17 protein-coding genes are annotated in these 16,688 nt (G+C 69.6%); 9 read left to right on the forward strand and 8 right to left on the reverse strand.

The features are described 5' to 3' along the window. The first annotated feature begins 20 nt into the window (after nucleotides 1-20). The gene (locus U9J41_RS05385; RefSeq protein WP_322400685.1) at nucleotides 21-1,388 is read left to right on the forward strand and encodes an enolase C-terminal domain-like protein; all 1,368 of its coding nucleotides are present in this window, start codon (nucleotides 21-23) and stop codon (nucleotides 1,386-1,388) included. Here U9J41_RS05385 and U9J41_RS05390 read toward each other — a convergent pair. Beyond that, nucleotides 1,385-2,293, reverse strand: coding sequence for a LysR family transcriptional regulator (locus U9J41_RS05390; protein ID WP_322400687.1), 909 nt, complete (start codon nucleotides 2,291-2,293; stop codon nucleotides 1,385-1,387). The two genes, U9J41_RS05385 and U9J41_RS05390, sit on opposite strands and share 4 nt — an antisense overlap. Nucleotides 2,294-2,427: 134 nt before the next feature. On the opposite strand from U9J41_RS05390, the gene U9J41_RS05395 reads away from it, so the two are divergent. Beyond that, the gene (locus U9J41_RS05395; RefSeq protein ID WP_322400689.1) at nucleotides 2,428-3,816 is read left to right on the forward strand and encodes an MFS transporter; all 1,389 of its coding nucleotides are present in this window, start codon (nucleotides 2,428-2,430) and stop codon (nucleotides 3,814-3,816) included. Nucleotide 3,817: 1 nt separating this feature from the next. Here the strand turns inward: U9J41_RS05395 and U9J41_RS05400 are convergent, their stop codons facing one another. The 3 genes from U9J41_RS05400 to U9J41_RS05410 form a co-directional block, all read right to left on the reverse strand. Further along, nucleotides 3,818-6,214, reverse strand: coding sequence for a putative bifunctional diguanylate cyclase/phosphodiesterase (locus tag U9J41_RS05400; protein ID WP_322400691.1), 2,397 nt, complete (start codon nucleotides 6,212-6,214; stop codon nucleotides 3,818-3,820). A 223-nt stretch (nucleotides 6,215-6,437) separates the two neighbouring features. After that, nucleotides 6,438-7,397 carry a chemotaxis protein gene (locus U9J41_RS05405; protein ID WP_322400693.1) on the reverse strand — a complete coding sequence of 320 codons (960 nt, stop codon included), beginning with the start codon at nucleotides 7,395-7,397 and terminating at the stop codon, nucleotides 6,438-6,440. Between the two features lie 416 nt (nucleotides 7,398-7,813). Beyond that, a complete protein-coding gene (locus U9J41_RS05410) occupies nucleotides 7,814-8,782 on the reverse strand; it encodes an MYG1 family protein (RefSeq protein ID WP_322400694.1) in 969 nt (322 codons plus the stop codon). Nucleotides 8,783-8,910: 128 nt separating this feature from the next. On the opposite strand from U9J41_RS05410, the gene U9J41_RS05415 reads away from it, so the two are divergent. Continuing rightward, on the forward strand, nucleotides 8,911-10,143 hold the full coding sequence (locus U9J41_RS05415; RefSeq protein ID WP_322400695.1) for a cyanophycinase: 1,233 nt from the start codon (nucleotides 8,911-8,913) through the stop codon (nucleotides 10,141-10,143). 3 nt (nucleotides 10,144-10,146) lie between these two features. Here U9J41_RS05415 and U9J41_RS05420 read toward each other — a convergent pair whose 3' ends face one another. Further along, a complete protein-coding gene (locus tag U9J41_RS05420; RefSeq protein WP_322400696.1) occupies nucleotides 10,147-10,632 on the reverse strand; it encodes a winged helix-turn-helix transcriptional regulator in 486 nt (161 codons plus the stop codon). A 107-nt stretch (nucleotides 10,633-10,739) separates the two neighbouring features. On the opposite strand from U9J41_RS05420, the gene U9J41_RS05425 reads away from it, so the two are divergent. Together U9J41_RS05425 and alr are read left to right on the forward strand one after the other, a co-directional pair. Continuing rightward, nucleotides 10,740-12,032, forward strand: coding sequence for a D-amino acid dehydrogenase (locus U9J41_RS05425; RefSeq protein WP_322400698.1), 1,293 nt, complete (start codon nucleotides 10,740-10,742; stop codon nucleotides 12,030-12,032). Further along, a complete protein-coding gene (gene alr / locus U9J41_RS05430) occupies nucleotides 12,029-13,162 on the forward strand; it encodes an alanine racemase (protein ID WP_322400700.1) in 1,134 nt (377 codons plus the stop codon). Before U9J41_RS05425 ends, alr begins: the two co-directional genes overlap by 4 nt. Here alr and U9J41_RS05435 read toward each other — a convergent pair. After that, nucleotides 13,144-13,548 carry a YybH family protein gene (locus U9J41_RS05435; protein WP_322400701.1) on the reverse strand — a complete coding sequence of 135 codons (405 nt, stop codon included), beginning with the start codon at nucleotides 13,546-13,548 and terminating at the stop codon, nucleotides 13,144-13,146. The genes alr and U9J41_RS05435 overlap by 19 nt on opposite strands. 259 nt (nucleotides 13,549-13,807) lie before the next feature. On the opposite strand from U9J41_RS05435, the gene U9J41_RS05440 reads away from it, so the two are divergent. From U9J41_RS05440 to U9J41_RS05455, 4 genes are all read left to right on the forward strand, one after another. Continuing rightward, the gene (locus U9J41_RS05440; protein ID WP_322400703.1) at nucleotides 13,808-14,197 is read left to right on the forward strand and encodes a GNAT family N-acetyltransferase; all 390 of its coding nucleotides are present in this window, start codon (nucleotides 13,808-13,810) and stop codon (nucleotides 14,195-14,197) included. Nucleotides 14,198-14,319: 122 nt separating this feature from the next. Then, on the forward strand, nucleotides 14,320-14,550 hold the full coding sequence (locus tag U9J41_RS05445) for a hypothetical protein (RefSeq protein WP_322400704.1): 231 nt from the start codon (nucleotides 14,320-14,322) through the stop codon (nucleotides 14,548-14,550). 237 nt (nucleotides 14,551-14,787) lie between these two features. After that, nucleotides 14,788-15,408, forward strand: a complete 621-nt coding sequence (locus tag U9J41_RS05450) for a DUF6058 family natural product biosynthesis protein (RefSeq protein ID WP_322400705.1) — start codon at nucleotides 14,788-14,790, stop codon at nucleotides 15,406-15,408. A 93-nt stretch (nucleotides 15,409-15,501) separates the two neighbouring features. Continuing rightward, nucleotides 15,502-15,966 carry a carboxymuconolactone decarboxylase family protein gene (locus tag U9J41_RS05455; protein ID WP_322400707.1) on the forward strand — a complete coding sequence of 155 codons (465 nt, stop codon included), beginning with the start codon at nucleotides 15,502-15,504 and terminating at the stop codon, nucleotides 15,964-15,966. Here U9J41_RS05455 and U9J41_RS05460 read toward each other — a convergent pair whose 3' ends face one another. Next, a complete protein-coding gene (locus U9J41_RS05460; RefSeq protein ID WP_322400708.1) occupies nucleotides 15,967-16,332 on the reverse strand; it encodes a VOC family protein in 366 nt (121 codons plus the stop codon). It lies immediately after the preceding gene. Between the two features lie 98 nt (nucleotides 16,333-16,430). Next, on the reverse strand, nucleotides 16,431-16,667 hold the full coding sequence (locus U9J41_RS05465) for a hypothetical protein (RefSeq protein WP_322400709.1): 237 nt from the start codon (nucleotides 16,665-16,667) through the stop codon (nucleotides 16,431-16,433). Nucleotides 16,668-16,688: the final 21 nt, after the last annotated feature.

The following is a 16,688-nucleotide window of genomic DNA, read 5'->3' on the forward strand; positions in this document are numbered from 1 at the left end:
TTATTACCCAGGAGACCCCCATGACCCCGATCCAGCGCGCCGCCAGCCCGACCATCACCGAAATGCGGGTGATCCCCGTGGCCGGCCGCGACAGCATGCTGCTCAACCTGTGCGGCGCCCACGCGCCCTACTTCACCCGCATCCTCGTCCTGCTCAAGGACAGCGCCGGCAACACCGGCATGGGCGAAGTGCCCGGATCGGACGGCATCCTGCGCACGCTCGAAAGGCTCGTGCCGCTCGTCACGGGCACCGAGGTGGCGCGCTACAACCGCACGCTGAACGTGCTGCGCGCCGCCGTCTCCGGCGTCAGCCACCAGGTGACGTCGAGCGCCGAGGAAGCCGTCATGAAGCAGCCGCACGAGATCAACCTGCGGCTGGAAAACGTCGTCACGGCTGTCGAGGCGGCACTGCTCGACCTGCTGGGCCAGCACCTGGGTGTGCCGTTGTGCGAACTGCTCGGCGACGGCCAGCAGCGCACCCACGTGACGATGCTCGCATACCTGTTCTACATCGGCGACCGCGCGCGCACCGACCTCCCCTACGATGGCGGCGCCGCGCCGGACGGCTGGTACCGCGCGCGCGACGAGGAAGCGTTGACGCCCGAGCAGATCGCCGACCTCGCGTCCGCCGCCGTCGACAAATACGGCTTCCGCGACTTCAAGCTCAAGGGCGGCGTGATGCGGCCGGAAGAAGAAGTGGCGGCCGTCGCGGCGATCAAGCGGCGCTTCCCGGACGCGCGCGCGACGCTCGACCCGAACGGCGCGTGGTCGCTGGCGGAAGCCGTCGTCGCCTGCAAGGGCCAGGGCCACGTGCTGGCGTATGCGGAAGACCCGTGCGGACCGGAGAACGGTTACTCGGGCCGCGAGATCATGGCCGAGTTCAGGCGCGCCACCGGCATCCGCACGGCGACCAATATGGTGGCCACCGACTGGCGCCAGATGGCCCATTCGCACCTGCTGGGCGCCGTCGACATCCCGCTCGCCGACCCGCACTTCTGGACCATGCAGGGTTCGGTGCGCCTCGCGCAGCTGTGCCACGACTGGGGCCTGACCTGGGGCTCGCACTCGAACAACCACTTCGACGTGTCGCTGGCGATGTTCACGCATTGCGCCGCGGCCGCGCCGGGCGCCATCACGGCGATCGACACGCACTGGATCTGGCAGGAGGGCCGCGAACGGCTCACCACCGAGCCGCTGCGGATCGTCGGCGGCCAGGTCGCCGTGCCGGAAGCGCCGGGCCTGGGTATCACGCCGGACATGGCGCAGATCGAGGCGGCGCACGCGTTGTACAAGAAGGTCGCCGGCGGCGCGCGCGACGATGCGATGGCGATGCGCTACCTCGTGCCCGGCTGGACGTACGATCCCAAGAAGCCCAGCTTCGCGCGCTAGGACTCGCCCGCCGGCCCGCCCGCACAGAGCTCGTAGACCCAGCGCCGCAGCCAGCGGTGCGCGGGGTCGGCTTCCATGCGCGGGTGCCACATCATCGATACGGTGACCGCCGGCGTCGCCACCGGCAGGCCGAACGTGTGCATGCCGTCGCGCAGGCGGGCCGTGTGCCGTTCGGGCACGCTGGCGACGAGGTCGGACGTGCGCGCCAGCGCGAGCGCCGTCGCGAACGAACCGACCATCACGGCCACCGGGCGCTCCAGCCCGAGCGGCGCCAGCGCCGCATCGATGGCGCCGCGCTCGCGCCCGCGGCGCGACACGGCGACGTGGCGGCAGGCCGCATACCTTGCCGGCGTCATCGCGCCGCTCGCCAGCGCATGGCCGCCCCGCACGACGCCGACGAAGCGGTCGCGGAACAGCGCGCGGGTGCGGATCTCCGGCCCCGTTTCTTCCCCGATCACGCCGATCTCCAGGTCGACGAGGCCCTCGCGCAGCGGCGTGCTGTCCTTGTTCACCTTTTGCACGAAGCACAGGCGCACGCCGGGCGCGTCGCGCTCCAGGCGGGCGAGCAGCGCCGGTCCGTAGTTTTCCACGAAACCATCGGTGACGCGCAGCGCGAACGCGCGCGCGATCGTGGCCGGGTCGACGTCGTCGAAGGGCCGCAGCATGTGGCCGGCTTCCTCCACGAGGCGGGCGGCCTGGTCGCGCAACGCGAGCGCGCGCGGCGTGAGCACGAGGCCGCGGCCCGCACGCACGAGCAGCGGATCGCCCGTCGCCGCGCGCAGCCGGGCCAGCGCGCGGCTCATCGCCGACGGACTCAGTTTGAGGCGCCGCGCCGCGCCGGCCACGCTGCCTTCGGACAGCAGCACGTCGAGTGTCACGAGCAGGTTCAGGTCGGGCATCGTCATCCGCGCACGATAGCACAGCCGCGGTGCCGTGGCGGCGGCATGGCGCCGCGCGCAAGGTGTCATTGCGTGCGGCGCGCCTTCCGCCCGCGCGCCGCCTGGCCTACGCTGGAGGCCATCACCGACCAGGAGCCTATATGCCGACATCGACCACCCTCTCCGTGCCCGAGCGGACACGCACGCCGCTGCCCGGCCTCGCGCTGTGCGTGCTGCTGGCGTCGTTCGGCGCGAGCAGCGCCAACGTCGCCCTGCCCGCGCTGCAGCACGCGTTCGGCACCGGCTTCGCGGCCGTGCAATGGATCGTGCTCGCCTACCTGCTGGCGGCGACGGCCGCCGCCGTGGGCGCGGGCCGCCTCGGCGACATGATCGGCCGGCGCCGCGTGCTGCGCGGCGGGATCGCGCTGTTCGCTGCCGCGTCCGGCCTGTGCGCGCTGGCGCCCACGCTGCCGCTGCTCGTGGCCGCACGCGCGCTGCAGGGTCTGGGCGCCGCCGCGATGCTGGCGCTCGGCATGGCGCTGGCCGCCGCGAACCTGCCGCAGGGCCGCACGGGCAGCGCAATGGGCCTGCTGGGCAGCATGTCGGCCGTCGGCACGGCGCTCGGCCCGGCGCTGGGCGGGCTGCTGCTGGCCGGTCCGGGCTGGCGCGCCGTGTTCGCCGCGACCTTGGCGCCGGCCGCGCTGGCCCTTGCGCTGGTACGGCACCTGCCGGACGACGCGCCGGGCCGGGCGTCCGCGCCGCGGCCCCCGTTCGACCTCGCCGGCCTGCTGCTGCTCGTCGCGGCGCTGCTCGCGTTCGCGCTCGCGGCCACGGGCGCCGGTACGCTGGCGCGCGGCTGGCTGTTCGGCGCCGCCGCGCTGGGCGCCGGGCTGTTCGTCCGGACCGAGGCGCGCGCCGCGGCGCCGCTCGTGCCGCTGGCGCTGCTACGCGACCGCGTGCTGGCGCCGAGCTTCGCCATGAGCGCGCTGGCGATGGCATTGATGATGACGACGATGCTGGTCGGCCCGTTCTATCTCGGGCATGCGCTCGGGCTGGCGCCGGGCGGGGTCGGGCTCACGCTGGCGGCCGGTCCGCTCGTCGCGGCGCTGGCGGGCGTGCCGGCCGGGCGCCTCGTGGACCGGCACGGCGCGCACGCGGTGTGCGTGGCGGGGCTCGCGGCGATGGCGTTGGGGGCTGGCCTGCTGGCGCTGGCGCCGCTGCGGACAGGCGTCGGCGGCTGGATCGCGCCGCTGGCCGTGCTGACGGCCGGCTACGCCCTGTTCCAGGCGGCGAACAACACGACCGTGATGGAAGCCGCCGGCGGCGCGCGGCGCGGCGTGGCGGCGGGGCTGCTGAACCTCGCGCGCCAACTGGGCATGATCGCCGGATCGGCCGTGCTGGGCGCCGCGTTCGCGGCCCGTCCGCGCGGGACGGCCGTGGAAGTCGCGGCCGCGACCCACGCGACGTTCGCGCTGGCGACATTGCTACCGCTGCTGGCGCTGTTGGCGCTGGCCACGGCCTGGCCGGGCCGGCGCGCGCGCGCGGAATGACTCAGGCGGCCATGCTGCCCGGGATTTCGCACTGCAGGAATTTGTCGAATTCCGGCAGCGCCATCGGGCGTGCGAACAGATAGCCCTGCGCTTCGTCGCAGCGGCAGTCGCGCAGGGTCTCCATCACCTCTTCCGTCTCGATGCCTTCCGCGACCACCTTCAGGCCGAGCGCGTGGGCCATGTGGACGAGGGCCGCGACGATTTCGTCCCCGTTGGCGTCCTGCGACTGCTCCAGGAAGAACGAGCGGTCCAGCTTGAGCACGTCGACGGGAAAGCGCTTCAGGTACGACAGGCTCGAATAGCCGGTGCCGAAATCGTCCAGCGCCAGCGTCAGCCCGAGCCCCTTGAGGCGCCGCAGCACGTCGACGGATTGCTCGGTGTCCTCGATCAGCGCGCTTTCCGTCAGCTCCAGCTCCAGCGCGCGCGCCGGGAAACCGGAATCGCGCAACGCCTGCTCGACCTCGCCCACCAGGCTCGCCGTGCGCAGCTGGCGGGCCGACACGTTCACGGACACGTGCAGCTGCGTGCCGTATTTGTCGCTGAGCCGCTTGCCCACGCGGCAGGCTTCGGCCAGCACCCATTTGCCGATCGCCTCGATGTGCCCGCGCTCTTCCGCGATCGGGATGAATTCGAGGGGCGACACCTGGCCGAGCTCCGGATGCTTCCAGCGCAGCAGCACTTCCACGCCGCGCAGGCGCAGGGTGCGCACGTCGATGCGCGGCTGGTAGTGGAGTTCGAACTGGCCCAGTTCCAGCGCGCGCCGCAGCGCGGCCTCGATCTGCAGTCGGCGCCTCGCTTCCACGCTCATCTCGCGCTCGAAGAACTGGTACGAGCTCTCGCCCAGCGCCTTCGCCTTGTACATCGCCGTGTCCGCGTTCTGGAACAGCAGTTCGGGCGTCGGGGCGTCCTGGCCCGACAGGCTGATGCCGATCGAGGCGCCGACGCACATCTCCAGGCCGTCGATGTAGAACGGGACGGTCAGCGTCGTGAGCAGCCGCTGGGCGATGCCGGCGGCGGCGTCGCGGCCGGTGCAATGGGCGGCCACGACGAATTCGTCGCCGCCCAGCCGCGCCACCACGTCGCCCGGCCGCATGCACGATTGCAGCCGCTGGCCCACCTGCTGCAGCAGCACGTCGCCGGCCGCGTGGCCCAGCGAATCGTTGACTTCCTTGAAGCGGTTCAGGTCGATGAACATCACGGTCGTCGCCGCCTGGCTGCGCGCCTGCCCCAGCATCGCCTTCAGGTGGCCATTGAGCCAGGCCCGGTTGGGCAGGCCCGTGAGGTCGTCGCGCGTGGCCAGCTGCTCGAGGCGTTCTTCGGCGCGCTTGCGGTCCGAGATATCGTGGAAGAACACGGACAGGCCGTCCTCGCGGGCATAGACGCGCAGGCTGAGCCACACGCCGGCGGGATCGTAGAACGCTTCGAACGACGTGTTCTCGCGCCGCTCCATCGCGCGCCGGTAGGTGCTGGCGATCTCGGTGCCCGCAAGTCCTTCCGCCAGGTCCCACAACACGTGGCCCGTCGACGTGCCGGGCGTGACCCCCGCGAACACCTCGGCCAGCGTGTTCGCGTACGTGATCTCCCAGTTGCGGTTGACGGAGAAAAAGCCGTCCTCGATGCTTTCCAGGACCGTGCGCACGTGCGCGTGCGCGTGCTCGACCCGGTGCAGCATCTCCCGTTCGCGCGTGATGTCGCGCGAGACCAGCACGGCGCCGAACACGGCGCCGGTCGCGGGGTCGGTGACCCTGCGCACCTTCGTGCCGAGCGAGACATAGTGGCCGTCCCGGTGCCGCTTGCGGACCTCGATGACGTCGTCGATGTCGCCGCCGGCGAGGATGCGCGCGAGCGCCGCGGTGGCCGCGCCCCGGTCGTCGGGATGCAGGAAGCACGTCACCAGCTCCCCCACCATCTCGGCCGCCTCGCGCCCGATCACGGTCTCGTACGACGGCGAGACGTAGATGTAGCGGCCGTCGACGCCGCAGTGCGCGATCAGGTCCATGCTGTGGTCCACGATCAGCCGGTGCTCCGCCTCGCTCCTGAGCGCGCGGTCGAGCGTCGCCTTCTGTTCCGTGACGTCGGCGAAGGCGCCGCTGTAACCCTCGCAACGCCCGTCGGCGGCGACGCGCGGCAGGCCGGACACGACGACCCGGCGCCTGCGCCCGTCCGCGCACCGGACCTGGACTTCGTGGTGGAACGGCGCATGCCGCGCCAGCGCATCCGCGACGCCATGCGCGGCCTCGGCCCCGGCCGCGTCGCCGCAGCCGCGCAGCCAGTCCGGCAGGCTCGCCGCGGCAGCGAGCGGCGGCAACCTGTCCGGTGCGTGGTCGACGACGGACGTGCAGATGCCGTGGAGATCCGTTGTCCAGATGCTCGCGATGAACGATGTGGGCTGTGCCATGGGATTCAAAAAAGGTGGGAACCGGAGGTTTTAGCCACCATTATGCGGCAGGGATGTTGCCGCATGAAAACTCTCACCAAGAATCGGCGGTAGCTGTTGCCCGACTACAACTCAACAGGCAAGGCGCGCGGACGCACGCCGGCGCGACGGCGTGGGGTCGGAGGGAGGCGTCGTGGAAAAGCGCGGCCCGGCCACCGGGGCCGGCACCGCGTGACGGACAGGATTACTGGCGCAGCAGCGTGCGCAGCGTGCGCGACAGGTCCTCGGCCGAGAACTTGGCGACGTACGCGTCGGCGCGCACGTTCTTGACGTGTTCCTCGTTCGTCGTGCCGGACAGCGACGAGTGGATCACGACCGGCATGTTGCCGAAGCGCGCGTTGGACTTGATGTTGCGGGTCAGCGTGAAGCCGTCCATCTCCGGCATCTCGAGGTCGGTCAGCACCAGCGCGACCTTGTCGTGCACGGTCTTGCCTTCGGCCTCGGCGGCGGCGGCGATGTGGTTCAGCTGGTCCCAGCATTCCTTGCCGCTCTTGGTCATCACGAACGGCAGGCCCATCGCATCGAGGCCCTGCTCGATCAGCGCGCGCGCGACGACGGAATCGTCCGCCGCCAGGATCACGGCGCCCGGCTTGAGCTTCATCTTGGCGCCGACGGCCTGTTCGATGTTCTCGCTGTCCGCCTCCGGATTCAGGTTGCGCAGGATCGTCTCGACGTCCAGCACCTGGGCGAGGCGGGCCGGCTGGCCGTCCACCGATTCCAGGCGCGCGATGCTCGTGACCATGCCGCTGCCGGCGCTCTTTTCGGCCGACATCACCTGGGTCCAGTCGAGGCGCACGATCTCTTCCACGCTTTCCACGGCGAACGCCTGCGTGGTGCGCGCGAATTCCGTCACCAGCATGATGTTCAGGCCCGTCTTGGGCGTGACGCCGGCGATGCCGGGCAGGTCGAGGACCTGGATGATCTGGCCGCGCAGGTTGACCACGCCGAGCACGTGATCGGGCGCGCCGGCCACCTTGGTGATCGTCGGCATGGCGACGATCTCGCGGATTTTAAAGACGTTGATACCGAACAGCTCGCTGTGCTCGCCGCTGGCGTCGCCGCCGAGACGGAAGAGCAAAAGCTCGAATTTGTTCGTGCCCGTGAGGTTGCTGCGCTCGTCGACTTCCTGCTGAACCGATTTCATGTCCCGTCCTAAAATGGTTGATTCTTTTGGGAAATTTTAGACGTGAACCGGCCGTCGGTGTAAATGCGAGCTTGAATCTTGGTAACTTTTTGGCGATTCCGTTCCAAAAAACCACAGACGTTTGACGAAATCGTAACGGGCCGGCGCGGCGGCAGCCGCTTTCCGCTCGATGTCCCGTGCAAGGCAGATAACTGATGCCGCTTTCGAGGGTGCCGACGGGCGCCGCCACCTTGTCCGGGCTTTCGCTGAACTTGACGAGCACCTCGGCGACGGTGGCCCGGTGCTGGTCCAGCGCGGTGCAGGATGTTGGCGTAGAACTGGCCGACCAGCGCCGCGTAGCTGGTCAGCGCTGCGTATGTCGCCTTGAACCCGTCCGATGCGACGAATGCGTTCGCCACGTCGCGTTGCCCACATTGTCACGCCGCGGACCCGACGGCGCTGCCCGCGTCGACCTCGCGCAGCGCCTGGCGGGCCATCTCGAGGATGCCGTCGAACGACTTGGCCGCCGCGATGAAGCGCCCGTTGTGGCAGAAGCCCGCGTCCGGCACGCCCGTGACGGCCGCCAGGTCGGCGTCGCGCAGGCCCGCCCAGGCCAGCGGCAGGTCGGCGCGCGCGTCGAAGCTCTCGGCGCTGACGGGCACCGTGTGGATCATGTGGCGCTGCTCGGCCAGGCTGTAGCTGATGACGAACAGGACCTTGGGCATTTCCTTGCGCACGACGGCCGTCCACGGCAGGGCCGCATTCTTGAGGAACAGTACGCGGCCGCCCTCGAGCACCTGGGCATGGCGCACCTGCTCGACCGCGAGCACCGCGCCCACGCGGTATTTGACGGCATTGATCATCAGGTCCGTCAGCAGCCCCAGCACGCGGCGGAACTGCGCGTCGCGATACGCTTCCGCCGCGGCGCCATAGCCCAGGCGCTGCTCGTCCATCCAGTTCGGATTGAATCCGGACACGATGGCCGACAGGCCGTAGCTGCCGGGCGCGTTGCGGGCCGCGCCGACGTCGGACAGGTCGAGGTATTGCACGACGTCGGCATCGATCGCATACGCCATCTGCTGGGCCGCCTCGTCCGACAGCTTGTGGCCCGCGTGGCGCTCGGCCAGCAGGGCGACGCAGCGCGCGCCGTGTTCGCGCCACACCAGGCCGGCGCTGGCGTACGGCACGCCGCTGGCGCGGGCGCCGTCGAATCCCTTCTGGTGGTGGTCGAAACGGCCCGCGGCCGGGTCCCACACGCCGCCCACGTCGATCGCGACGTCGGCGGTGGCGATGATGGCCGGGTCGCGCGTGCGCACGAGTTCGGCCTCGGGGTACAACAACATCAGGACGGCCACCGCCCACGCGTCGTCCGCGTGAAATTTGCCGCCATGGGTCACGATCAACATGCTTGCTCCAGTGTGAATGCCCGGCACCGCGCCGTCGTGCACACGCCCGGCATGCGCACCGCATGCCAGATGATACCGGCTTTGGCCGCAACGCCGGGCACGGGTATGATGACAGCAAAGGAGGCGCCATGCCGATCCGCTCACCCGTCCTGCCCCTTGCCTTCATGCTGGCGTTCGGCCTGGCGCCCGCCGCCACGCGCGCGGACGCGCGGGCGGGCGCCGGCGCGGCGAAGGGCTCGCTCGTGATCGCCGGCGGCGCCCTGCGCGCCGACAACGCCCCGGTGTGGAACAAGATCGTCGAGCTGGCCGGCGGCCCGGGCGCGCGCATCGCCGTGTTCCCGACGGCGTCCGCCAATCCGGAGCGCTCCGGCCGCGCCACGGCCGAGATCCTGGCGGGCTACGGCGCCAGGGCGTTCGTCGTGCCGGTGTCCGCCCGCCTGGCCGGCACCGACGTGCGGCGCGCCGCCGACGATCCGCAGCTGGCGGCCAGCGTGCGCGCGGCCGGCGGCGCGTTCTTCGTCGGGGGCGACCAGGGCCGCATCACGGCCGCGCTGCGCCACGCCGACGGCACCGACAGCGCCGTGCTGGACGCGCTGTGGGACATGTACCGGCGCGGCGGCGTCATCGCCGGCACGAGCGCCGGCGCCGCCATCATGAGCACGACGATGTTCTACGAGGGCCGCGCGCCCCTGCCCACGCTGCGCGACGGCGTCACGGACGGCCGCGACATCGCGCCGGGCCTCGGCTTCATCGGCGACGACGTGTTCGTCGACCAGCACCTGCTCATCCGCGGCCGCTTCGCGCGCATGCTGCCCGCGATGCTGGCCAAGCACTATCGGCTCGGTCTGGGCATCGACGAGAACACGGCGGCCGTCGTCGCGCCGGACCGGTCGATCGCGATCATCGGCTACAAGGGCGCGCTGCTGCTCGACCTCGGCCAGGCCAGCGTCGACGCGGCGCATGCCGGCTTCAACGTGGCCGGCGCCCGCATCAGCTATCTCGACAGCGGCGACCGCTACGACCCGGCCAGCGGCCGCTTCACGCCAGGCCCGGACAAGGAGCACGTCGACGCGGCCGACCCCACGTACCGCGGCCCGCTGTTCGCCCCGGACATCCTCGGCAACACGGCGGTCGTCGACCTCTTGATGAAGCTGTGCGACAGCGACCAGGTGCGGGCCACCGGCATCGCGTTCGGCGACCCGGCGGGCGCCGCTCCCGAGCGCGGTTTCGAATTCACCTTCACGCGCACGCCGGAGAGCGAGGGCTGGGCGTCGAACCGGGCGGACACCTATTCCGTCTACCGCGTGCGCATGGACGTGCGGCCGGTGCGGCTGGCGTTGCCGCTGTACCGCGTCGAGTGACGCTCAGCGCGCGATCGACACGGCCAGCGTTTCCTTGACCTCTTCCATCACGACGTAACTCTTCGACTGGCCGCCGTCCGCCACGTGCAGGATCTCGCCCAGCAGTCGGCGGTATTCCGTCATCTCCGGAATGCGCGCCTTGATCAGGTAATCGAAATCGCCCGACACGAGGTGGCACTCCATCACTTCGGGCAGCGCCAGCATCGCGCGCCGGAAGCGCTCGAACGCCTGCTCCGATTTCTGGCGCAGCGTGATCTCCACGAAGACGAGGATCTGCAGCCCGAGCAGGCGCGGCGCCACGTGCGCGTGATAGCCGGCGATCACGCCGTCGCGCTCCATCCGCTTGACCCGTTCGATGCAGGGCGTCAGCGACAGGCCAACGCGCTCCGCCAGGTCCTTCATCACGATGCGGCCGTCGTCCTGCAGGATGGACAGGATGTGCAGGTCGATGCGGTCCAGCACACGGTTCGAGTCTTTTTGCACGCGCATGATTTTTCACTAAAAAGTAAATCGCAAACCGAAACTATTATGGCAGTCCCACAACTAAAATGAAAACATATTCTAATTCCTAAACAACCAGAGACACAGGGAAAGCTATGCGCGTCATCGTACTCGGCAGCGGCGTGGTCGGCGTGACCACCGCTTATTACCTGGCCCGGGCCGGCCACGACGTCACCGTCATCGACCGCCAGCCGGGTCCCGCCCTCGAGACCAGTTTCGCCAACGCCGGCCAGATCTCGCCGGGCTATGCGTCGCCCTGGGCCGCGCCGGGCATCCCGCTGAAAGCCTTCAAATGGCTGTTCCAGCGCCACGCGCCGCTGGCCATCCAGCCCGACGGCTCCCTGTTCCAGCTGCAATGGATGTGGGAGATGTTCAAAAATTGCGACGCGGGCCGCTATGCCGTCAACAAGGAACGTATGGTACGCCTCGCGGAGTACAGCCGCGATCGCATCCGTGCGCTGCGCGCCGAGACGGGCATCGCGTACGAAGGCCGCCAGCAAGGCACCCTGCAGCTGTTCCGCACGCAGGCGCAGTTCGACGGCGCCGCCAAGGACATCGAGGTGCTGAAGGAGGCCGGCGTGCCGTTCGAGGCGCTGACCCGCGACCAGCTGGCCAATGCCGAGCCGGCGCTGGGCCACGTGCGCGCCAAGCTGGTCGGCGGCCTGCGCCTGCCGAACGACGAAACGGGCGACTGCCAGCTGTTCACGACGCGCCTGGCGCAGATGGCGCGCGAACTCGGCGTGCGCTTCCAGTTCGACACCGCGATCGAACGCCTCGACATCGCCAACGGCCAGGTCGTCGGCGTACAAACCGATAAAGGCCGCGTGACGGCCGACCGCTACGTGCTGGCGCTGGGCAGCTATTCGCGCCTGCTGCTGCAGGGCCAGTTCCGCGTGCCGATCTACCCGCTCAAGGGGTATTCGATCACCGTGCCGATCGTCGACGCCGCCAGGGCGCCCGTGTCCACGATCCTCGACGAGACCTATAAGATCGCCGTCACCCGCTTCGACGACCGCATCCGCGTGGGCGGCATGGCGGAGATCGCGGGCTACAGCCACGCGCTGAACCCGCGCCGCCGCGCGACGCTGGAACTGGTCGTGAACGACCTGTTCCCGGGCGGCGGCGACGTCGCGCGTGCGAAATTCTGGACGGGCCTGCGGCCGATGACGCCGGACAGCACGCCGATCGTCGGCGCCACGCCGCTGTCGAACCTATTCCTGAACACGGGCCACGGCACGCTCGGCTGGACGATGGCATGCGGCTCGGCCAGCGTCATCGCGGACCTGGTCAGCGGCAGGGTCCCCGCGATCCACGCCGACGACCTGGCCGTGTTCCGCTACGCCGGCACGCGCGCGCCCACCATGCGCCCGGCGCTGGCCAAGGCATGAACGCGGCCGCACATCCCGCCCACGTGGCCCCGGTTGCGCGCACTGGCGCCGTGCTGACGATCGACCTGGATGCCGTCGCGGCCAATTATCGCCTGCTGGTGGAACGCGCCGGCGGCGCCGTCGTCGCCGGCGTGATGAAGGCCGATGCGTATGGCCTCGGCATGGCGCACGTGGCGCCGGCCCTCGTGCGCGCGGGCTGCCGCGTGTTCTTCACGGCCCACGTCGAGGAAGGCATCCGCCTGCGCGCCATCGTCCCGCCAGGCAGCGCCATCTACGTGCTGCACGGCCCGCCGCCGGGCACCGCCGCCGACTTCATCGAACACGGTTTGATCCCGGTGCTGAACGACCCGGGCCAGGTGCGCGCGTGGAGCGCCGCGTGCGTGCGCGCGGGCCGGCGCCTCGCGGCGGCGGTGCAGGTCGACAGCGGCATGTCGCGCATGGGGCTTGCGCCCGCCGACCTGGAGGCGCTGGGCGACCCACGCGACTGGCTCGCCGCATTCGAACCGGTCCTGTTGATGAGCCACCTGGCCTGCGCGGACATGCCCGGCCATCCGCTGAACGCGCGCCAGCGCGCGCGCTTCGACGCCATCCGCGCACGGCTCCCGGCGATGCCGGCGAGCCTCGCGAATTCGTCGGCCATCTTCCTCGGACCCGACTTCCGCCATGACCTCGTGCGTCCCGGCGCCGCGCTGTATGGCATCAATCCGCAACCGGGGCAGGCGAATCCGCTGCGCCGGGCGGTGGCGCTGGATGCCCGCATCGTGCAGGTGCGGACGATCGGGGCCGGCGACGCCGTCGGCTACGGCGCCCGCTACGTGGCGGACGGCACGCGCCGCATCGCCACCATCGCCATCGGCTACGCGGACGGGTGGCTGCGCGCGCTGTCCGGCCGCGGCTGCGCCCATATCGACGGCGTGCGCGTGCCCATCGCGGGCACCGTCTCGATGGACAGCATCACGCTGGACGTCACCGGCATCCCCGACGCGCGCCTGCAGCCGGGAATGACGGTCGAACTGCTCGGGGCGCACCAGCACGTCGACGCGGTCGCGGCCGACGCCGGGACGATCGGGTACGAGGTGCTGACGCGCCTGGGCAGCCGCTTCGAACGGCGTTATTCGCCGCCGCAGTGATCCAGCAAGTCCGTGCCGTAGGAATTGTCGACCGTGCAGACCCAGCGCGCGCCGGCATCCCTGCGGAACACATAGGTGGCGCGCCGCGTGGCGCTCACCTTCTCCCCCGCGTCCAGGTAATCGAGCGTCGACTCCATGATGACGAGGGCGGTATCCGCGCCTTCGATCACCTCGATCCGTCCCTGCCCGACGACGAGGCTGTGCCGGACATGCTCGGCGATCTTCACGAACGCCGCGCGGATCTTGTCCTTGCCCGTGACATGCAGGCCGGGCTTGACGACGAGCGTCGCGTCGTCCGCGTAGAAATCCGTCAGCGCGTCGAAATCCTCCGCCGTGATGGCGGCGTCGGCGGCGCGGATGACGTGTTCGAGGGGATGGGATGCCATGGTGTCTCCTTGTGGACAGGCCGTGGAGACTGGCTTGCTGCAGACCCGCCTCCAGGCGGGTTGCAGTAACAAGCGCTAACCCACCATCCGGTTGATGGTGGTAATAATCGCTTGACGGGTAACAGGGGCGCGGTTCATGCCACGATATTAACAACGGCGTGCGGCGATTGCAACGGCAGGCCGGGCGCACGGCGAATCCGTCTTGCAACGTGATCGATGCACGGCCTACACTGCACCTTTACGCACCTTATTCGATCCCATGGAAATCCGCCGTGTCCTGCCGTCGGAACTTGCGGCGGCATTCAGCCTGCTGGTCGACAACGGCTGGGCGCACCGCATCGCGGGTCTCGCCGAATTCGTCGCGCTCGTCGAGGCCTCGCCGATCGCGGCGGTCGCCGTCATCGACGGCCAGGTCGTCGGGTTCGTCCGTGCCATTACGGACGGTTTGTCGAACGGTTACTTGTCGATGGTCGTCGTGGCGCCGGGCCACCGTGGACGAGGCATCGGCAGGGCGCTGGTCGATCATGCGACCGGCGCCGACCCGCGCCTCACCTGGGTGCTTCGGGCCGGGCGCGACGGCGCGCCGGCGTTTTTCGCCAGGCTCGGTTTCACGGTGTCGTCGATCGCCATGGAGCGTGTGCGCGCCTAGTCCGGCGGACGCGCCCCGCCACATGCAAATCGACGAAATATCCTTACATATTTCGGACAGGATCCAGTTTATATTGTCGTGCACGCAAATTAAATGTTCCAACAATAAAGGAGTCACCAAGCATGATGAAGCATTTCTTGATCGCCGCAGGCGCGGCGTGTGTCCTCAGTGCCTGTGCCCAGGATCCGGCCGCCGACGGGCAAAAGCTCTCGCGCGAGGACCGTGAATCCCCGACCGGGAGCATGCTGCCGCGGCGCCATGCGTCGAACAATGCCCAGGTGATCAACAAGGACCAGATCGATACCAACCAGATCCTGAACCCGGGGGCCGTCCAGCCGCACATCAAACCCTGAACGGCGTCCACACACGACGCGGGGCCGGGCGGTTATCCCCCGGCCCTTGTCTTGTCATGTTTCACGAAACAGTTCGACGAAGTCGGGGACCGCACGATTGCATGGCGTTTCCCATCATCGGCAACCCTGCTGGCTGCCGCCAGCGCCGGCGCCCAGGTGCCGGCCGGCACGTCCGACCGCGACGACGATTCGGCGGCGGCCGAAGCATCGCGGTGCGCCCGCGGGTAGCATGCGGGCATGGAACTCATCGCCTACCTGCACACCCACTTCCTCACCCGCGCGCAGTTGCTCGCGGCCTGCGCCGCCGACGGCGCGCGGCTCGATGCCTTCACCGCCGCCGGGACCATGCCCGCGCCGTCGTACCGGCTGAAGGTCCGGATCGATTGCACATCGTACTTCGGCGCGCACGCCGCGGATCATGCGACCGACTGGTATGCGCGCGGCTATGTGGACTGGCTATGCATGCTGCTGGACGGCAGCGCGGATCCATACGCACTGTTCGCCGCGCGCTACCGGGCGGCCCTGGACGCCCAGCCGTTGTACCGGACAATACCCGCAGCCGCACTGGCGGCGGAGCCGCACCTGCGCAGCGAGTGGACCCATTTCATCGCGGGCACGTACGGGCTGTGCACGCGCTCCGGCCTGCCCGAGGACGTCGCGGCGAAGGAACTGGCGATCCACGTCATCCGCGCATCGACCGACGGCGACCGGCCGCTGGACGGTGCCGAACTGGAACGGCTGGCGGCGGCCGTCGACCTGCTCGACCGCGCCAGCAGCCCGTTCGCGCCGCACGAACGGTCGCGCAGTTCGCGCGCCCGCTACGTCGACGCGCTGCGCCTGCGTCACGGATTCGAATGAATTCGCGCGGACCCGTCACAAACGCGCGCGCCGTTCCGTCTAATGCATAGAGGGCCACATTTCGCACCCTCGTTCAAACGAAAAGGAACCATCATGTCGCACGCTGCCCGCCTCAATCTGTTCGCCGTCCCCACGCCGGGCCTGAAGGCCATGGTCAACCTGTCCCAGGCCGTCAAGCAAGGCGCGCTGGGACCGCGCCTCGTCGAACTGGTCAACCTGCGCGTATCGCAGCAGAACGGCTGCGGCCTGTGCGTGGACATGCACTGGCGCGACCTGGTCAAGCAGGGCGCCGATCCGCGCCACCTGAACAGCGTGGCCGCCTGGCGCGAATCGCCGTTCTTCAGCGCGCGCGAACGCGCGGCGCTGGCCTGGGCCGACGCCGTCAACGCCCTGCCCCACCGCGACGACACCGACGCCGCGTGGCCGGCCCTGCGCGAGCATTTCAGCGAGAGCGAGATCGCGGAACTGGGCTATACGATCGCCGTCATCCGCGGCTGGAACGCCATCAACCTGTCGGTGCGCACCCAGATCCCGGTCGAACCGCCGGCCGGCATGTAATCAGCGTACGTTCGCGGCGTCGAACAGCGGATTCTCGATGAGGCCAAGGACGTTGCCGAACGGGTCCTTCAATTCCGCCACCTTGATGCCCTCGCCCACTTCCTGGATGGCCGCATGGACGGTGGCGCCCAGGCCGACGATGCGCTCGACCTCGGCCCCGATGTCGTCCACGCCCCAGAAGGTCGTCGACCCGGCCGTGCCCGGCGTACCGTCGGGCACGAGGCCCAGTTCGAAACCGCCGACGGCGAAACCAACGTAGAACGGCTGGTCGAAATAGGGCTGGACGCCGAATACGGCGGCGAACCAGGTCTTGGCGCGGCCGAGGTCGGCCACGGGATAGGTTACGGTGCGCAGTCCCTTGATCATGGAAGTCTCCTGTCGAAAACCGCCATGATGCCTGTTTCGCGCGGCCATGGATTGGAAAAATGGAAGATGGTCGGGCCGGGAAAGCCCGAGCGCTGCCATCACGGGAAGGTCAAGTCCAGGCCGATCATCCCGGCAAGGACGAATGTCACGATCCCCAGGCCCACGAGCAGCAGCACGAAGACCGCGGCCACCTTGCCGGCCGCGCGCAGCACCGCGCGCCGCTCCGCCTCCTTCCCCTTCCGGCCTTGATCGTAATGCCACTTGACGGCGAAGAACATGCCCGTGCCTAGCACGAGAACCTTGAACGTAACGAAGACTATCGGGATCCAGTCCATCTTTTTCCATCATGAGGAGCA

The organism is Massilia luteola, from assembly GCF_034420155.1.
In the GTDB taxonomy this organism is placed as follows: Bacteria; Pseudomonadota; Gammaproteobacteria; order Burkholderiales; family Burkholderiaceae_D; genus Telluria; species Telluria luteola.

What these genes read in the sequence shown, in the direction of transcription:
- U9J41_RS05450 (WP_322400705.1), top strand. Translation starts at nt 14,788, where the DNA reads ATGGAACTCATCGCCTACCTGCACACCCACTTCCTCACCCGCGCGCAG.
- alr (WP_322400700.1), top strand. Translation starts at nt 12,029, where the DNA reads ATGAACGCGGCCGCACATCCCGCCCACGTGGCCCCGGTTGCGCGCACT.
- U9J41_RS05435 (WP_322400701.1), bottom strand. Translation starts at nt 13,548, where the DNA reads ATGGCATCCCATCCCCTCGAACACGTCATCCGCGCCGCCGACGCCGCC.
- U9J41_RS05455 (WP_322400707.1), top strand. Translation starts at nt 15,502, where the DNA reads ATGTCGCACGCTGCCCGCCTCAATCTGTTCGCCGTCCCCACGCCGGGC.
- U9J41_RS05390 (WP_322400687.1), bottom strand. Translation starts at nt 2,293, where the DNA reads ATGACGATGCCCGACCTGAACCTGCTCGTGACACTCGACGTGCTGCTG.
- U9J41_RS05410 (WP_322400694.1), bottom strand. Translation starts at nt 8,782, where the DNA reads ATGTTGATCGTGACCCATGGCGGCAAATTTCACGCGGACGACGCGTGG.
- U9J41_RS05420 (WP_322400696.1), bottom strand. Translation starts at nt 10,632, where the DNA reads ATGCGCGTGCAAAAAGACTCGAACCGTGTGCTGGACCGCATCGACCTG.
- U9J41_RS05465 (WP_322400709.1), bottom strand. Translation starts at nt 16,667, where the DNA reads ATGGACTGGATCCCGATAGTCTTCGTTACGTTCAAGGTTCTCGTGCTA.
- U9J41_RS05425 (WP_322400698.1), top strand. Translation starts at nt 10,740, where the DNA reads ATGCGCGTCATCGTACTCGGCAGCGGCGTGGTCGGCGTGACCACCGCT.
- U9J41_RS05460 (WP_322400708.1), bottom strand. Translation starts at nt 16,332, where the DNA reads ATGATCAAGGGACTGCGCACCGTAACCTATCCCGTGGCCGACCTCGGC.
- U9J41_RS05405 (WP_322400693.1), bottom strand. Translation starts at nt 7,397, where the DNA reads ATGAAATCGGTTCAGCAGGAAGTCGACGAGCGCAGCAACCTCACGGGC.
- U9J41_RS05395 (WP_322400689.1), top strand. Translation starts at nt 2,428, where the DNA reads ATGCCGACATCGACCACCCTCTCCGTGCCCGAGCGGACACGCACGCCG.
- U9J41_RS05445 (WP_322400704.1), top strand. Translation starts at nt 14,320, where the DNA reads ATGATGAAGCATTTCTTGATCGCCGCAGGCGCGGCGTGTGTCCTCAGT.
- U9J41_RS05415 (WP_322400695.1), top strand. Translation starts at nt 8,911, where the DNA reads ATGCCGATCCGCTCACCCGTCCTGCCCCTTGCCTTCATGCTGGCGTTC.
- U9J41_RS05400 (WP_322400691.1), bottom strand. Translation starts at nt 6,214, where the DNA reads ATGGCACAGCCCACATCGTTCATCGCGAGCATCTGGACAACGGATCTC.
- U9J41_RS05385 (WP_322400685.1), top strand. Translation starts at nt 21, where the DNA reads ATGACCCCGATCCAGCGCGCCGCCAGCCCGACCATCACCGAAATGCGG.
- U9J41_RS05440 (WP_322400703.1), top strand. Translation starts at nt 13,808, where the DNA reads ATGGAAATCCGCCGTGTCCTGCCGTCGGAACTTGCGGCGGCATTCAGC.